The following is a 15,721-nucleotide window of genomic DNA, read 5'->3' on the forward strand; positions in this document are numbered from 1 at the left end:
GAAAAGGCGGTTTGGCGCAGCCTCCGATGTTCCAAACCGGACGTCCGGCCGCTTAGAGCTTGACCTTGGCGGCCCGGGCCAGGGTCCCGAGACATCCGTATCCACACACCTTCTCACCGCGCTTTCACTTTCATTTGCACCTTGTGGGTAAGCATCTTTACCCCGTTCAGGATGAAAAGCCATACAAGGGCATACGCCCATACGATGCCCGCGTTACGCCAGCCGACGGGGGTAACGAGAAAGCCGTACACCGCTATCAAGGTACCGGCTATCTGCGTGAGTTCCAGAGGTATGAGCAGGCCAAGGCTCGGCAGCGGCCTCTCCCACAAGGCGGCACGGGTGCGCGTGAGGAATATGGTCATGTGGCCGGCGACAAGCAGCTTCAGGAACACCATCGTCTGGATTACCTCGGGGGGAAAATCCGTGTACGTCCGCAGGTAGTAAAAGAAAAGGAAAGAAGAGACTACGCCGGCCAGGCCCAGCATGCTTGCCATCGAAAGGACCCTGGGCATGTCCCAGCGCACCGGGCGGGGCGGCGTCCGCACGTTGTCCCATGCAATGGCGATTATCGGCAAATCGTTCAATATCGCAAGGAGTATGATCATTATCGCGCTGACCGGATAAAAATTGAATACCAGAACCGAAATGGCGATGAACAGCAGCAGGCGGATGGTCTCGGTAATGCGGTACGTGGCGTAGCTCATCATCCGCTCGAAGATGCGGCGGGCTTCCTCGACCGCCCTGATAATCACCCCCAATCCGGGCGCCGTCAGAACGAGCGCGGCAGCCGCACGCGCCGCGTCGGCGGCTTCCGGCACCGCGATGCCCACGTCGGCCTGCTTCAGGGCGGGGGCATCGTTTACCCCGTCGCCGGTCATCCCTATGATGGTATCCCCGGACTGGAAGGCCTTGATGATATTGAACTTGTGCTCCGGGGTTACTTCGGCAAAGCCGTCGCTCTCGGTCACCCGCCGGGCCATCTGCGATTCGTCCTCCTTGCCCTTGCCGAAGACGTCGGCGGCAACCTTTATGTCCCGGCCCAAATCAACCTGTTTGGCCACCTGTCTGGCTATGGCCAGATGGTCCCCGGTTACCATCCGTATATCTATTCCATGCTCCTTTGCCGCTTTCACAACCTCCGCCGAGTCCTCGCGCGGAGGGTCCAGGAGGGGCAGGAGCCCCAGGTACTGCCACTCGCCGCCTTCGTCTTTCCTGGCTACGCCCAAAGCGCGGAAACCCTCGCGCCCGAGCTCGTCAACCCTGGCCTCGACGTCTCCAGCTCCTTTCCCCTCGGGGCCGACGAGTTCTGATATGGCCTGCGGAGCCCCCTTGGCAACGGTGAATTTCTTGCCCTCGTATTGGATGTCCGCGTCGGCCATTTTCCTTGTGGGGTCGAACGGGCGAAATTCGTCGACTTTGTACGCATCGAGTTCCTTCGTATCACCAAGTCCCTTCAGCACGGCCGCGTCGATGGGGTCTTCCCCGTCTTCCTCGCGCCGGGCCGTGAGGGCCGCCGCCAGTATGAGGTCGTGCTTGTCCTTTGCGGCCAGGAGAACGGGGTCCTGCAGCTCCAGCTTGTTCTTGGTAAGGGTGCCCGTCTTATCGGCACAGAGCACCTTCAAGCCCGCCATCTCTTCCATGGCGGGCAGTTTCGAGACGATAGCCTTCCACTGCGCCAGCCGCCCGGCGCCTATGGACATGGTGACGGAAAGCACCGCCGGCAGGGCAACCGGAATTCCCGCCAGAGTCAGGCCCAGCGCAAAGATGATCACCTTGATTGCCATGTCGCCTCTGTACAGTATGCTGACCAAAACGATGGTAACGACCAGCGCCCCGGCCGACCCCATAAGAAAGTAGCCTATCCGAAGCACGGCACGCTGGAAGTGTGACACCCCCTGGGCCCCCGCCACAAGCTCCACCGTGCGGGCGAAGCGGGTATTGCCTCCCGTGGCAACCACCACGGCCCGGGCCTCGCCCTGTTTGACCGTCGTGCCCGAGTACACGCCGTCGGATTCCTGCTTGTCCACGGGAAGGGACTCCCCGGTGAGGGTCGATTCGTCGGCGCTGAGATGCTCTTTTTCCAGCAGCTTCGCGTCGGCGGGGACGACATCTCCCATGCGCAGAACGACGATGTCTCCCGGCACGAGCCTCCTGGCCGGGATGGTTTTCCGCCCCCCGTCCCTGATAACCCGGGCATTCAAGGCCATCTGTTTCTTGAGTGCTTCGATGGCCTGGCTTGCCTTGCTTTCGTGCCAGTAACTGACCCCGCCATTGACCAGCAGCAACAGCAGAATAACCCCGCATTCCTCCCACTTCCGCACCGAACCGGCCAGAAGGAGGGCTATCTCGATCATCCAGGGTATCGGTCCCCAGAAGTGGGAGAAAAAATCCAGAATCGGGCTTTTCTTTTCTTCCTCGACGGCGTTCTCGCCGTATCTTTCGATTCTCTTTGCGGCCTCCGATTCGGCAAGGCCGCTTTCGCGGTCGGTCGACAGCTCCTCGATGACGTCCCGAACCGGTTTGCCCTCCAGCTCCTCGCGCTCGTATTCCTTCTTCTCCTCGGCCATCCGCATTCCCTTCCGGTCAATCACCAAAGCCTTCGGGACCGCAACTAAAAATTGTAGAGAAGTTCGACGGTCACTTCATGGCGCCCGTGCCCGGTACGTACAGCCCCGGCTAACACCCGTGGCCCATTGCAGGCCGCCATCCGGGGGGCCCGGAGCCGGGATTTGTTCGGAGCGGCCTCCTCTTTCGTTCTCCCTTTTCCTGTCCCGGGAATCCCGCTTGCTCTCCAAGATTAGATTGATTATATCAGCATTTCATGCAGGGGGCACCGGGGAGGCGGGGTGCATGCCCGCACTGGAGAGAAACGGCGGTTTCGGCGCGGCCTTGACCCGCAGGGGGAACGGCGAGCCCGTCCGGACGTCCGGCCCGGAGCTTAGAGCTTGACCTTGGCGGCCCGGGACAGGGTCTTGAGTTTTTCCATCACCTGCCCGAACTCCTCGATGTCCAGCGACTGCGGCCCGTCGCAGAGGGCCCGGGCGGGGTCGGGATGGACCTCCAGCATGACGCCGTCGGCCCCGGCGGCCAGGGCGGCGAAGCACAGGGGCGGGATGTACTGCCTGACGCCCGTGGCGTGGGAGGGGTCGATGATGATGGGCAGGTGGGAGCGCTCCTGGATGACGGGGACAGCGGAGATGTCCAGGGTGTTGCGCGTGGCGTTCTCGAAGGTGCGGATGCCCCGCTCGCAAAGCACCAGGGCCGTGCAGCCCTCCGAGAGCACGTACTCGGCAGACATGAGGAACTCCTGGATGGTGGTGGACATGCCCCGCTTGAGGAGGATGGGCTTGCCCAGCCTCCCCACGGTGCGCAGCAGGGAGAAGTTCTGCACGTTTCTGGCCCCTATCTGGAGCATGTCGGCGTACTCGGCGGCCAGCTCGGCGCTCCGGGTGTTGATGACCTCCGTGACGAAGGGCAGCCCCGTCTCCGTGCGCGCCTTGGCCAGGAGCTTGAGGCCCTCCTCCTCCATCCCCTGGAAAGAATAGGGCGAGGTGCGGGGCTTGAAGGCCCCGCCCCGGAGCATACGGGCCCCGGCCTTCTTGACGCCCTCGGCGGCCTTTATTATCTGCTTTTCGCTTTCCACCGAGCAGGGCCCGGCGATGATGCCGAAGTGGCCCGCGCCGAAGACCGCCCTGCCCACGGTGACCACGGTGCGGTCGCGCTTGAACTCCCGGCTGGCCAGCTTGTAGGGCTGAAGGATGGGGACCATCTTCTCCACGCAGGGCAGGGCCTCGAGGTTCTGAAGCTGCACCTTGCCCCGCTCGTCGCCGATGGCGCCGATGACCGTGCGCTCCACGCCCACGCTGACGTGAGGGGTGAGCCCCACGGCCTCTATCTTTTTCACGATGCCTTCAATCTGTTTTTTGCTGCACCCTTTCCTCAAAACGATGATCATCTGAGAGCCTCCTCTTGGACGCACCCTCCGCCCCGGCGCACGGCCGGCGGTCGTCGCGGGCCGCCGGATGCCCCGCCTCAGACGCAAAGGCGAGGGGGAGAAGCACGGAATGACTGATAAATTAATACAGGGGAGCCCCGCAAGTCAACGAAAACGGGCGGCCCAGGCCGCTCTCAGTAGTCTATCAGGACGTAGTCCGCGTTCTCGTGGGTGAGCTCGCCGGGGTCCATGCCGGGCATGAGGGGCTGGATGACGACGTAGGGATAGCCCCCCTCCATGCGGTCCATCTGCGTGGGGATGCCCTGCTTGAGGGCGTGGGTATAGCCGGCCAGCACCAGCACGGAGCTTCGGGGGTTGTTCTTGAGGTACTGGATGACGTGCCACGCCATGGCCTTGTCCCAGAGGAGCTGAGCCTCGCAGAAGTGGACGAACGTCTTGTCCCCGGGCCCGTGCATGCGGTACATCATGCGGATGTAATCCATGTACTCCCTGTCCACGTTACAGGTGAGCACCGGGGGGATGCCCTTCAGGTCCTCCTCGGTGAGGGAATCGAAGCCGTCGCGGGCGACCTTCTCGGTAATCTCCTTCGGAACGTTGAGCCCTATCAGGTGGACCTTCTCCCGGCGCGCATAGAGAAATATCTGCCGGTAGAAGCGCCACGGATAGCCCCAGTTGGCCAGGTAGATGGCGCTGAAACGCTCCTCGGAAAGCTCCCCCGCCACCCATTCGTTCAGGGCTTTCTGGTCCCTGGACCTGAACATCTCGAGGCCCGCGGCCAGGGCGTCTTTCCGGGACCCGTGCAGCGCCTTCAGGACCTCGAGCTCCGCCCTGTGGTGGGGCGCGTACGTGTGAGCCTCGCCCATGAAGACGAGGCGCACGTCCCGGATTTCTTTGTACATCTGCTCGCGGCTGATGGTCTCGCCATCGCTGGTCCTCAGGACGCGCTCGTGGGCCAGCCCCCTGCCCGGCGAAAGCACAAAGGCCAGAAGGACCAGAACGGGGAGGACGGATTTCCTGAAAAAGCCTCCTGCCATGGCCCCATTGTATCGCGAAACGGGGAGCGCTTCAACACATCTTATGAGCCTCACACATTTTCCAGACAGCTCCCGCGCCGGAGGAAAAACGTGTGCCTCTTCATGGTTTTGGCGGGAAGGGGACACAGGTGGTCCACTGCACGTCAACGCCGAAAACGTATCGCGGCTTCTTCGCTGTGGTAAAATGCGGGAAGTCCGCGAATGGCGCATTTTTCGTGAAAATAGCCCTTCTTCAGATGGACGGGGCATGGGAGAACCCGGCCCGCAACCACGAGCGTGCCCGGGCCCTCGCTGCGGAGGCCGGGGCCGGAGGAGCCCGCCTGTGCGTTCTTCCGGAGATGTTCTCCACGGGATTTACCATGAACGTGGACGCCCTGCGCGAGGACTCCGGCACGGAGCGCTTTCTCGCCGACCTGGCCCGCGAGTGCAGGGTCGCCGTGGTGGCGGGCTATGCCGAGCGGGCCCGGGGCGGGAGGGCCAGGAACCTGGCCGGCGTCTGGGATGCCGAGGGAGGCCTCCTTGCCCGGTACGCCAAGATGCATCCCTTCTCCCCCGCGGGGGAGGAACGTTGCTTCGAGGCCGGCGAGGGGCCGGTGCTCTTCGGCATCGAGGGCATGGAGGCAAGCGTTTTCATCTGCTACGACCTCCGGTTCCCCGAGGTTTTCAGGGAGGTGGCCCCCCGGGCCGCCGCCCTGTTCGTCCTGGCCAACTGGCCCCGCAGCCGGAGGGAGCACTGGCTGGTGCTCCTCAGGGCCAGGGCAATCGAGAACCAGTGTTTCGTGGTGGGGGTAAACCGCGTGGGGACGGACGGAAACGGCATCGCCTACTGCGGGGACTCGGCGGTCTTCGGCCCCGAAGGGGAGACCCTGCTTGTGGCGGGGGACGGGGAGGGCGTGTTTCCGGCGGAGCTGGACCCGGCGCTGGTGCAGGAGGCCCGGCGGCGTTTGCCCGCCCTGAGGGACAGGAGAAGGTGAGCTCTGGGAGCACAAAAAAGGCCCGCCCCCGGGATCGGCGGGCGGGCCTTTAAAAAAACCACATCCCTCAGCGGCGCTTTCTCTGGCTCTTGAGCTGGCGCTTGCGGGACTCCCTCTGCTTGCGGCGCAGCTTCTCGGAGGGCTTCTCGTAGTAGCGGCGCTTCTTCAGCTCCCCGAGGAGGCCGTTCTTCTGGACCTCCCTCTTGAGGACTTTCAGGGCTTTTTCGACATCATTGTCGTTGACCCGTATTTCCAATTATATCAACCTTCCTTCTTTTCTTCGTGGTTCCGCACCCCTTTCGGCGGAAGCAGCACGGCGTCCCTGCGGTTCGGACATGCCCCGCCCCTCGGGCAATGGGATATCTCCCTCCGGCGGCCCTGTCCGGCCCACAGGCCGGCAGCTTTGAACTTCGGGTGTCTCACCACCTTCCTCTTCGCCGCGGCTCGAACCCCCCGCCGTCTGACCGCCGCTTGAGGCGGAGCAGAGGCCGCACGATGAGAAATAAAAAAGGCCGCATTCCATCTGCTCTTCAGCGGCCCGGTACGTACATCTTAAAAAAACCGTGCTATAAAATATGTCACATGAAAGCGATTCTTGTCAACCCTCCGCGCAGGCCCAGCGCCCCATAAAACCGCCCGGGGATGTCCTCACCCGTCCCGGGCTCCCTCATCCGCGCCCGGCGCCGATGCCCCCAGCGCCCATATCGGCCCCCCTTTACCACCTGGCGTGACCCTGCCGGGCACCAGGACACGGCGCCCCCCCTCTGGGGAGGCTTTACCGCCCGACGACTCTCTCGACTATGTGAATCCGCGTCAGGGCCCTCTCCAGGGCCGCCTCCGCCCGGGTGAAGTCCACGTCTTCCTGCTCCTTGAGACGGTCTTCGGCCCTCCGCTTGGCCTCCATGGCCCTCTCGACGTCGATGTCCTCGGCGCGCTCCGCACTGTCGGCCAGGACGGCCGTCTTCTCGGGCCCCACCTCCGCATAGCCCCAGCCCACGAAGAAGTACAGGGGCTGCCCGTCCTTGCGCGCCTGAAACAGGCCCGCCCTGAGGGTCGTGACGAAGGGAGCGTGCTCCGGCAGCACCCCGAACTCGCCCTCGCTTCCGGTGGCCGTCACCTCGTCCACCTCGTCGCTGAAGACGGCCCCGTAGGGGGTGACGATGTCGAGCCTGAGCTTCTCGGCCATCCCCTATCCTTCCCAGCCCAGCTGGCGGCCCTTCTCCTCGGCCTCTTCCATGGTGCCCACCATGTAGAAGGCCTGCTCGGGCATGGCGTCGTACTTGCCCTCGACAATGTCATTGAAGCCCTTGATGGTGTCTTCCAGCTTGACGTACTTGCCGGGGGTCCCGGTGAAGGTCTCGGCCACGTGGAAGGGCTGAGAGAGGAACCGCTGTATCTTCCGGGCCCGGGCCACGGTGAGCTTGTCGTCCTCGGACAGCTCCTCCATGCCCAGGATGGCGATGATGTCCTGCAGCTCCTTGTAGCGCTGAAGGATCATCTGCACGCTCCGGGCCACCTTGTAGTGCTCTTCTCCGAGGACCCGGGGGTCCAGGATGCGGGAGGTGCTGTCCAGCGGGTCCACGGCGGGATAGATGCCCAGCTCCGATATCTGCCGCGAGAGAACGACGGTGCCGTCCAGGTGGGTGAACGCGGTGGCCACCGCCGGGTCCGTCAGGTCGTCGGCCGGCACGTAGATGGCCTGCATGGAGGTGATGGAGCCCTTCTTCGTGGTGGTGATGCGCTCCTGAAGCACCCCCATGTCGGTCCCCAGGTTGGGCTGGTAGCCCACCGCCGAGGGCATCCGTCCCAGGAGGGCCGAGACTTCGGAGCCCGCCAGGGTATAGCGGAAAATGTTGTCGATGAATATCAGGACGTCCTGCCCCTCGTCCCGGAAGTACTCGGCCGTGGTGATGGCGCTCAGGGCCACCCTCAACCGAGCCCCCGGGGGCTCGTTCATCTGCCCGTAGACCAGGGCGACCTTGTCCAGAACGCCCGACTCCTTCATCTCGCGGTACAGGTCGTTGCCCTCGCGCGTGCGCTCCCCGACGCCAGCGAAGCAGGAGACGCCGCCGTGCTTCATGGCGATGTTGTGGATCATCTCCATGATGATGACGGTCTTGCCCACCCCGGCGCCGCCGAACATGCCCATCTTTCCGCCGCGGACGAAGGGGACCAGCAGGTCGAACACCTTCACGCCCGTCTCGAAGACCTCCGTGGAGGGGTTCTGCTCCACGAACTCCGGGGCCTCCTTGTGGATGGGGCTGCGCTTCTCGCACTTGACCGGGCCCAGCTGGTCCTGGGGCTCGCCGACCACGTTGATGATTCTCCCCAGGGTGCCTTCGCCCACCGGGATGCTGATGGGCTGCCCGGTGTCCAGCGCCGGCGTGCCCCGGACCAGGCCGTCGGTGCCCCCCATGGCGATGGTGCGAACCTTGTTCTCGCCCAGGTGGGCGGCCACCTCCAGGGTAAGGTTGAAGCCCGGGGTGCCCTTTTCGGGGTCGGGGGCCTGCTCGATCTTGACGGCGTTCAAGATCTCGGGCATTTTATCTTCGAACTCCAGGTCCACGACCGCGCCGATGACCTGGTCGACTTTTCCGACGTTCTCCTGCATCCCTTCTCCCTCCATTTCTGTTCTCTATCCCCAGGGCGGGGGCTACGAGGCCTTCAGGGCCTCCACCCCGCCCACGATGTCCATGAGCTCCGCCGTGATGGTCGCCTGGCGCGCCTTGTTGTACTGCAAGGTGAGCTTCTCTATCATTTCGTTGGCGCTCTTGGTGGCGTTTTCCATGGCAGACATCCGCGCGGCCTCCTCCGAGGCCTGCGACTCCAGGAGCGCCCGGTACACCTGGACCTCCACGTTCTTGGGCAGCAGGGCGTCCAGGAGCAGCTCCTCGGAAGGCTCGTAGATGTACCCCGCCGCGGGGCCCGCCTCGGCCCCCCCGGCCGCCTCCTCCCCCGCCGCCATGGGCAGGAGTTTTACGGCCCGCACCTGCTGCCGGATGACGTTGACGAACTCGTTATAGACCATGTAGACCTCGTCCAGGTCGCCCTCGATGAAGCGGGAAGTCATGCCGGCGGCTATCTGCTGGGCCTCACGGAAGGATATCTTCCCCGAGAGGCCGACCCAGGTGTTGCTGACCTCGATTCTTCTGCGCCTGTAATAATCCCGCGCCTTCTTGCCCACGACGCTAACACCCGCATCCACCGGCCCGCCGGAAACGGAGTTCACCTCTTCCTTGCCCAGCTCGGCCATCAGCGCGGAGGCCGAGCGGAGGATGTTGGTGTTGAAGGCCCCGCAGAGCCCCCTGTCCGAGGTGATGACCAGAACCTCGACGTTGTGCCGGGGCCGCACGGCCAGAAGGGGATGGGCCTCCTCCTTCGTGCGCGCCGCCAGGCCCTCTATGACGGACTGCATCTTGTCGGCGTAGGGCCTCAGCTCCAGCATCCGGCCCTGGGCCCGGCGGAGCTTGGCCGCCGAGACCATCTTCATGGCCCGGGTAATCTGCCGGGTGCTCTTGACGGCCCGGATGCGCCGCTGTATGTCTCTCAGCGTTGCCATGGTCCCCTGCTAGGGCTGAAATCCCTTCTTGAAGTCGTCCAGGACACCGCGGAGCTTGCCCTTGAGGTCCTCGTCGAGGGCGCCCTTCTCCCGGACCTCCGCGGCCGCCTCCCGCCCGGCGTCCCGGATGTACTGAAGCAGCTCGGCCTCGAACTTCCGCACGGCCTCCACCGGCAGGTCGTCCAGGTAGCCCTGGGTGGCCGCAAACAGCGTGATGACCTGCTCCTCCACGGCAAGGGGCTCATACTGGTCCTGCTTCAGGAGCTCCACCATGCGCTTGCCTCTTTCTATCTGGGCCAGCGTGGACTTGTCCAGGTCGGAGCCGAACTGGGCAAAGGCCGCAAGCTCCCGGTACTGGGCCAGGTCGAGCCTCAGGGTGCCGGCCACCTGCTTCATCCCCTTGGTCTGGGCCGCGCCGCCCACGCGGCTGACCGAAAGGCCCACGTTGACGGCCGGCCTGACGCCGGCGTAGAAAAGCTCCGGCTCCAGGTATATCTGGCCGTCCGTGATGGAGATGACGTTGGTGGGAATGTAGCCCGAGACGTCGCCGGCCTGGGTCTCGATGATGGGCAGGGCGGTCAGGGAGCCCCCTCCCTTCTCGTCGGAGAGCTTGGCCGCCCGCTCAAGCAGCCTGGAGTGCAGGTAGAAGACGTCCCCGGGGTAGGCCTCCCGCCCCGGCGGGCGCCTCAGAAGCAGGGAAAGCTGCCGGTAGGCCGTGGCCTGCTTGCTCAGGTCGTCGTAGATGATGAGGGCGTGGCCCCCCTTGTCCCTGAAGTACTCGCCGATGGCGCACCCCGTGTACGGAGCGATGTACTGAAGCGGGGCCGGCTCGCTCGCCGTGGCCGAAACCACGATGGTGTGCTCCATGGCCCCGTTTTCCTCCAGGATTTTCACGGTGTTGACGATGCTCGAGCGCTTCTGCCCCACGGCCACGTAAATGCAGACGACGCCGGAGTTCTTCTGGTTGATGATGGCGTCCAGGGCGATGGCCGTCTTGCCGGTCTGCCGGTCGCCAATGATGAGCTCCCGCTGGCCGCGGCCGATGGGAATCATGGAGTCGATGGCCTTCAGCCCGGTCTGAAGCGGCTCGCGCACCGGCTGCCGCTCGATGATGCCCGGGGCCACCACGTCGACGAACCTGCTCTCGCCCGTCTCCATGGAGCCCCTGCCGTCGATGGGCTGTCCGATGGCGTTGACCGTGCGCCCCAGGAGAGCCTCGCCCACCGGCACCGACATGATGGTCCCCGTGCGCTTGACCACGTCGCCTTCCTTGACGAAGGCGTCCGAACCGAAGAGGACCGCGCCCACGGCGTCCTCCTCGAGGTTCAGGGCCATGCCGAAGACGTTGTTGGGAAACTCCAGGAGCTCGCCGGCCATGCAGTTGTCCAGCCCGTACAGGCGGGCAATGCCGTCGCCCACGGAGACCACCGTGCCCACCTCGCTGACGTCGACCTTCTTTTCGAAGGCGGTTATCTGCTTGCGCAAGAGCTCGCTTATTTCGTCGACCTTGATTTCCATTGTCTCACCCCTTTATCAGCTCATCTTTGAGGAGCCGCAGCTGTCCTCTGATGCTCCCGTCGAACATGGTGCTGCCCATCTTTACAAGCACGCCCCCCAGAAGGGAAGGGTCGGTCTGAAACTCCACGGTCACTTCCCTGGCGGAGACCCTCTTCAGGGCCTCCTTGAGCCTGGCCGCGTAAGAGCCGTTCAGGGGCATGGGCGTAACCACCGTGGCCTTGGCCAGGCCGCGCCTCTCGGCATAGAGGGCCACGGCGTGCCTCAGTATCTCCGGAATGGCCCCCGCCGCAGCCTCCTCGGAGAGAAACGTCAGAAACTTCACCGTCGTCGGAGACAGGGCCGCCCGGGAGCCCACCGCCTCCAGGCCCTTCTGGTGCTCCTCGTCGGTGAACACGGGGTTCAGGAGGAAGTTCTTGAAGTCCTCGCTCCGCCCCAGGAGGGCGTCCACCAGGGCCAGCTCCTCCAGGGCTCCGGGGGCGTCCTCTCCCACGGCCCCGAGGAACATCCGCGCGTAGCGTTTTGCGTTCCGGTTGTTCTTCATTCCTTCTCTATCTTCCCGAGGGCCTCTTCCAGGAGGCGCTCCTGCTCGTCCTTGGTTATCTTGCCTTCCAGCCTCTTTTCGGCCAGCTCCATGGCCAGCTCCACGGCCTCGGCCTTGATGGCCGCGCGGGCCTGGTTCAGCTCGAAGTCTATGTTCACCCTGGCCTGCTCCAGAATCTTCTGGCTGAGGCGCTCGCCCTCCTCGTGAAGGCGGTCGCGCTCCCGTCCGCCTCTCTCCGTGGAGAGCCGCATCATTTCCTCGGCCTCCTTGTCCTTCTCCCTCAGGCGCTGCTCCACCTCGTCGAGGGCCTTCTGGGCCAGCTCCTTGGCCTCCCGTGCCTCGTCGAGGCTCTTCTTGATGGTTTCGCTCCGGGTGCGGAAAAAGTCTCTGACGGGCTTTCTTCCGAAATAGATGAGGGCGGCCGCCAGGATGGCGAAATTTATCAGCTGCCACAGGAAGCCCAGAAGGACGGAGCCGTGCTCCTCCCCGCCCCCCTCGGGGGCCCCGAAAACGGGCCCGGCCAGCAGGGCGCAAAGGAAAAGAGCGCCCGGGACCAGGGGCAGGTATCTCTTTGCCAGCTCCTTCATGCTCGTCATACCCCTATAAGCTTGCTTACGATGTCCTCGGAGAAGGTCTCCACGTCCTTCCTGAGGGACTGGCGGGCCCGGTCGGACTCGGCCCTGATTTCCTCCCGCGCCTTCTCCACCAGGGCGGAAGCCTCATCCCCCGTCTTCTTCAGAAGCTCCCTCTGCCTCTCCAGCCCCTCCTGCTTCAGGGCATCGAAGGCATCCCGCGCCCGCGCCGAGGCGGCGGCCATCTCGCGCTTGAGCTCCTCCAGCCTGGCCTCCCGGTCCTCGGTCATGCCCCGCGCCGCCATGAGCCTGCCGGATATGGCCTCCTCCCTTTCCCGAAACAGCTTGAGCAGAGGAGCGAAAAGTATGCGGTTCAGGATGTACGTCAGGACGAGGAAGTTCGCCACGAGGACAAAAAACCAATAGTTCAGTTCCAGCACTTGCGCATTCCCCTTAATTGAAAGTGAAAAGCCTGCGAATGGAAATGAAAACTTTGTGAGATTATCATATGGTGCGAATCGGAGTCAAGAACCTTGGGCCGCATTTATAAGCTGATAAGAATTAATGATAAAATAGTCCGTGTTCCAGGAACGGCTCATCAGGCTCAAGGCGGCGGGGCTTCTGCGGGAAAGGAACGACCGCGAAGGCCCCCAGGCGCGCCACCTGCGGATGGAAGGCAGGGAGCTTCTGAACTTCGCCTCCAACGACTACCTGGGCCTGGCCGCGGACCCCCGCCTGAAGGAGGCGGCGCGCCGTGCCCTCCAAAGGGAGGGCACCGGGGGCGGGGCGGCCCGGCTTCTGGGCGGGGGCAGCACCCTTCAAAGAGAGCTGGAGACGGCCGCCGCCGCCCTGAAGGGCGCCCCGGACGCCCTCCTTCTGGGCTCGGGCTTCCAGGCAAACACGGGCATCCTGCCGGCCCTGGCCGGCCGGGGAGACGTCATTCTCTCCGACGAGCTCAACCACGCCAGCATCGTCGACGGCACCCGCCTGGCCCGGGCCATGACCTACCGCTACCGACACCGGAGCATGGAGCACCTGGAAAAGCTCCTGGGAAAGGTCGCCGTCTCGGGAAAGCGGATAGTGGCCACCGACACGGTCTTCAGCATGGACGGCACGGTCGCCCCCCTCCGGGACATCCTGTCGCTTTGCGAGCGCTACGACGCCCTCCTTTACCTCGACGACGCCCACGGCACCGGGGTGCTGGGCGGCGGCAGGGGGGCGCTCAGCCACGCGGGCCTTGCCCCCGGGGGACGCGTCATTCAGATGGGGACCTTCTCCAAGGCCCTGGGCTCCTACGGCGCCTTCGCTGCGGCGGAGGGGGCCGCCATAGAGTGGCTCGTGCAGGCGGCGCGAAGCTTCGTCTACTCCACGGCCCTTCCCCCCGCGGTGGTCGCGGCCTCGCTGGAGGCCGTGCGCATCGTCTCCCGCGAGCCCGTGCCGGAGGTCGAGAGGCTCTGGAGAAACAGGGAGCTCCTGCACCGGGGGCTCGGCGAGCTGGGCCTCGACACAGGCCGCTCCGAAACGCCCATTCTCCCGGTTTTCCCCGGAGACGTGGAGCGCACGCTCCGCGTGGCCCGGGGCCTTCGCGAGCGGGGCATCTACGCACCGGCCATCCGCCCGCCCACCGTACCCACGCCCCGGATACGCCTGAGCGTGACCGCCGCCCACGGCGAAGAGGACGTGGACAGGCTCCTCCGGGCGCTCAAGGACGTGCTGGCCTCCCTATGAGGAGGCCGGTGAGGCCTTCTCCCGGAAGGTTATCCTGAAGGACGTCCCCCCGTCGCTTTGCACCTCAAGCCTCCCGCCGAGCTGCTCCGCCAGGGAGCAGACGAGCTGCATCCCCAGGGTCTCGGTGCGGCGGACGTCAAGGCCCGCGGGAAGGCCCGCCCCGGTGTCCCGGACGAGAAGCTCGTAGCTGTTTTCGTCCTCCTGCCGGAGACTGATGCGCACCTCCCCGGTCCTGCCTTCGGGAAAGGCGTGCTTCAGGGCGTTGCTGATGAGCTCGTTCAGGATAAGGCCGCAGGGGATGATGGTGTCGACGTCCAGGGAGACGGGAGGCACGTCGATGACGAGGTTGACGTTGGAGGCGTCGGTGCTGTAGGAGCGGAAGAGGTAGACGGCCAGGTTGCGGATGTAGTCCCTGAGGTCGATGCTGGCCATGTCCGCGGACTGATAAAGCTTCTCATGGATGAGGCTCATGGAGCGCACCCTGTCGCGGCTCTCCCTGAAGAGGTCCCGGGCCTCCCGGTCCTTCAGCTGCGCGGACTGGAGCCTCAGGAGGCTGGATATCATCAGCAGGTTGTTCTTGACCCGGTGGTAGACCTCCTTGAGAAGGATTTCCTTTTCTCTGACCGATTCGCGCAGGCGTGCCTCCACCTGCTCCCGTCCGCTCATCTCGGCCCGGAGCCTCTTGTTCGCCTCGCTCAGCTCCCGGGTGCGTTCGCCCACGATACGCTCCAGCTCGTCCCGGGCCCGGGCCTGCTCTTCCTCCTTGAGCTTGCGCGCGGTGACGTCCTGAAGCTGCATCAGATACCCATAGTCCCGCAGGTCCGGCCCCAGCGGGGCAATGTGCATCTCCACGTAAAGGACCCCGGACTTCCGGCTCCGGACCTGGCGCTCCTTCTTCTCCCTTTCCAGGTCGAAGGGGACGGTGAAGGAGACCTTCTTGCCCTCCAGGAGCTTGCCCTTTGCCTTTGCCGGGATGTGCGGGTCGTCGAAGAGCTTGACCCGCCTCATCTCGAAGGGCTCCCGGACGCCGAAGATGTCCAGGCTCGCCCTGTTGGCATAGAGAAGCCAGCCCTCCCGGTCATACAGCTCCACCCCCAGGGGCGACTGGTCATAGATGCTCCGGAACCTCTCCTCGCTTTCCCGGAGGGCCTCCTCGGCCGTGACCCGCTCGGTTATGTCGGAGAAGCTCGCCACCAGGGAGCCCTGGCGCAAGCGGCGGGCGGAGACGGAGAGCCACCCCCGGAAGCTCTCGCAGTAGAGTTCCACCTGCAGGGGCTCCGCCGAGCGGGACGCATCGGCCAGGAAGTTCCTCCAGCCCCCCTCCAGGCCCCGCACCGGGGGCAGCATCTCCGGAGCGCTCCTGCCCCGCACCCTGTCGGGGGAAAGGCCCGTTAGGCTCTCGAAGGCGGGGTTTACGTCCAGAAAGACAAAGTCCCGGGGGCGGCCCCTCTCGTCTTCGAGGACCTGAAACGTGGCGATGCCGTTGATGGCATGCTCAAAAAGGGGACCGGCTGCGGCGGACGGGGCGCGGGTCTCCGGTCCGCCGGGGGGTGGCCCCGCACCGAGGGCCCTCTCCTCCAGGTCCCGCACCCGCCGCCTGAGACGGATGAGCTGTGTCAGGAACTGTTCATTGGTCATGGGCGCTTGAGCTCCTTCGATGAGGAAAACCGCCGTACGAACGCGAAAACCCAACCCCCGGGCCGCCTCCCGCGCGCACGATGCCACGGGAAGCGGACATGCGCATATTATAGTTCATTTCCCCGGCACGAAAAAGCCCGAGGAGAAGGCAGGTCTTTTCCCCCCGGGATGCGCCGGAGGGCGAAGACAAGGAAGAGAAGGC

At 64.7% G+C, this 15,721-nt stretch carries 14 protein-coding genes; 2 read left to right on the forward strand and 12 right to left on the reverse strand.

All coding sequences use genetic code 11. From position 1 onward, the window contains the following. Positions 1-113: 113 nt before the first annotated feature. The 3 genes from P8Y39_02880 to P8Y39_02890 form a co-directional block, all read right to left on the reverse strand. The gene (locus P8Y39_02880; GenBank protein ID MEJ2191280.1) at positions 114-2,591 is read right to left on the reverse strand and encodes a plasma-membrane proton-efflux P-type ATPase; all 2,478 of its coding nucleotides are present in this window, start codon (positions 2,589-2,591) and stop codon (positions 114-116) included. A 347-nt stretch (positions 2,592-2,938) separates the two neighbouring features. Beyond that, positions 2,939-3,955, reverse strand: a complete 1,017-nt coding sequence (gene aroF, locus P8Y39_02885; protein ID MEJ2191281.1) for a 3-deoxy-7-phosphoheptulonate synthase — start codon at positions 3,953-3,955, stop codon at positions 2,939-2,941. Positions 3,956-4,128: 173 nt separating this feature from the next. Beyond that, positions 4,129-4,989 carry a ChaN family lipoprotein gene (locus tag P8Y39_02890; GenBank protein ID MEJ2191282.1) on the reverse strand — a complete coding sequence of 287 codons (861 nt, stop codon included), beginning with the start codon at positions 4,987-4,989 and terminating at the stop codon, positions 4,129-4,131. Positions 4,990-5,204: 215 nt separating this feature from the next. Between P8Y39_02890 and P8Y39_02895 the strand changes: the two genes are divergently transcribed. Next, positions 5,205-5,963 (forward strand): nitrilase-related carbon-nitrogen hydrolase, encoded by a 759-nt coding sequence (locus tag P8Y39_02895; GenBank protein MEJ2191283.1) that lies wholly within the window; start codon positions 5,205-5,207, stop codon positions 5,961-5,963. 67 nt (positions 5,964-6,030) lie between these two features. Here the strand turns inward: P8Y39_02895 and rpsU are convergent, their stop codons facing one another. From rpsU to P8Y39_02935, 8 genes are all read right to left on the reverse strand, one after another. Continuing rightward, positions 6,031-6,219, reverse strand: a complete 189-nt coding sequence (gene rpsU, locus P8Y39_02900) for a 30S ribosomal protein S21 (GenBank protein ID MEJ2191284.1) — start codon at positions 6,217-6,219, stop codon at positions 6,031-6,033. A gap of 519 nt (positions 6,220-6,738) precedes the next feature. Next, on the reverse strand, positions 6,739-7,149 hold the full coding sequence (locus tag P8Y39_02905; protein ID MEJ2191285.1) for a F0F1 ATP synthase subunit epsilon: 411 nt from the start codon (positions 7,147-7,149) through the stop codon (positions 6,739-6,741). A 3-nt stretch (positions 7,150-7,152) separates the two neighbouring features. Beyond that, entirely contained in the window at positions 7,153-8,574 is a 1,422-nt protein-coding gene (gene atpD / locus P8Y39_02910; protein MEJ2191286.1) for a F0F1 ATP synthase subunit beta, read from the reverse strand. A 42-nt stretch (positions 8,575-8,616) separates the two neighbouring features. Continuing rightward, positions 8,617-9,522 carry an ATP synthase F1 subunit gamma gene (gene atpG, locus P8Y39_02915; protein ID MEJ2191287.1) on the reverse strand — a complete coding sequence of 302 codons (906 nt, stop codon included), beginning with the start codon at positions 9,520-9,522 and terminating at the stop codon, positions 8,617-8,619. Between the two features lie 9 nt (positions 9,523-9,531). Next, positions 9,532-11,040 carry a F0F1 ATP synthase subunit alpha gene (gene atpA, locus P8Y39_02920; GenBank protein MEJ2191288.1) on the reverse strand — a complete coding sequence of 503 codons (1,509 nt, stop codon included), beginning with the start codon at positions 11,038-11,040 and terminating at the stop codon, positions 9,532-9,534. A 4-nt stretch (positions 11,041-11,044) separates the two neighbouring features. Continuing rightward, positions 11,045-11,581, reverse strand: coding sequence for an ATP synthase F1 subunit delta (gene atpH, locus P8Y39_02925; protein MEJ2191289.1), 537 nt, complete (start codon positions 11,579-11,581; stop codon positions 11,045-11,047). After that, on the reverse strand, positions 11,578-12,177 hold the full coding sequence (gene atpF / locus P8Y39_02930) for a F0F1 ATP synthase subunit B (protein ID MEJ2191290.1): 600 nt from the start codon (positions 12,175-12,177) through the stop codon (positions 11,578-11,580). The genes atpH and atpF overlap by 4 nt, the downstream gene beginning before the upstream one ends. Further along, the gene (locus tag P8Y39_02935) at positions 12,174-12,593 is read right to left on the reverse strand and encodes an ATP synthase F0 subunit B (GenBank protein MEJ2191291.1); all 420 of its coding nucleotides are present in this window, start codon (positions 12,591-12,593) and stop codon (positions 12,174-12,176) included. Before P8Y39_02935 ends, atpF begins: the two co-directional genes overlap by 4 nt. 139 nt (positions 12,594-12,732) lie before the next feature. On the opposite strand from P8Y39_02935, the gene bioF reads away from it, so the two are divergent. Further along, positions 12,733-13,881: an 8-amino-7-oxononanoate synthase gene (gene bioF / locus P8Y39_02940; GenBank protein MEJ2191292.1), complete on the forward strand. Its 1,149-nt coding sequence runs from the start codon at positions 12,733-12,735 to the stop codon at positions 13,879-13,881. Here bioF and P8Y39_02945 read toward each other — a convergent pair. Then, positions 13,876-15,519, reverse strand: coding sequence for a histidine kinase dimerization/phosphoacceptor domain -containing protein (locus P8Y39_02945; GenBank protein ID MEJ2191293.1), 1,644 nt, complete (start codon positions 15,517-15,519; stop codon positions 13,876-13,878). The genes bioF and P8Y39_02945 overlap by 6 nt on opposite strands. Positions 15,520-15,721: the final 202 nt, after the last annotated feature.

Source organism: Nitrospirota bacterium (assembly GCA_037386965.1).
Classification (GTDB): domain Bacteria; phylum Nitrospirota; class Thermodesulfovibrionia; order Thermodesulfovibrionales; family JdFR-86; genus JARRLN01.

What these genes read in the sequence shown, in the direction of transcription:
- P8Y39_02945 (MEJ2191293.1), bottom strand. Translation starts at nt 15,519, where the DNA reads ATGACCAATGAACAGTTCCTGACACAGCTCATCCGTCTCAGGCGGCGG.
- P8Y39_02905 (MEJ2191285.1), bottom strand. Translation starts at nt 7,149, where the DNA reads ATGGCCGAGAAGCTCAGGCTCGACATCGTCACCCCCTACGGGGCCGTC.
- aroF (MEJ2191281.1), bottom strand. Translation starts at nt 3,955, where the DNA reads ATGATCATCGTTTTGAGGAAAGGGTGCAGCAAAAAACAGATTGAAGGC.
- atpD (MEJ2191286.1), bottom strand. Translation starts at nt 8,574, where the DNA reads ATGCAGGAGAACGTCGGAAAAGTCGACCAGGTCATCGGCGCGGTCGTG.
- atpH (MEJ2191289.1), bottom strand. Translation starts at nt 11,581, where the DNA reads ATGAAGAACAACCGGAACGCAAAACGCTACGCGCGGATGTTCCTCGGG.
- atpF (MEJ2191290.1), bottom strand. Translation starts at nt 12,177, where the DNA reads ATGACGAGCATGAAGGAGCTGGCAAAGAGATACCTGCCCCTGGTCCCG.
- atpA (MEJ2191288.1), bottom strand. Translation starts at nt 11,040, where the DNA reads ATGGAAATCAAGGTCGACGAAATAAGCGAGCTCTTGCGCAAGCAGATA.
- P8Y39_02890 (MEJ2191282.1), bottom strand. Translation starts at nt 4,989, where the DNA reads ATGGCAGGAGGCTTTTTCAGGAAATCCGTCCTCCCCGTTCTGGTCCTT.
- atpG (MEJ2191287.1), bottom strand. Translation starts at nt 9,522, where the DNA reads ATGGCAACGCTGAGAGACATACAGCGGCGCATCCGGGCCGTCAAGAGC.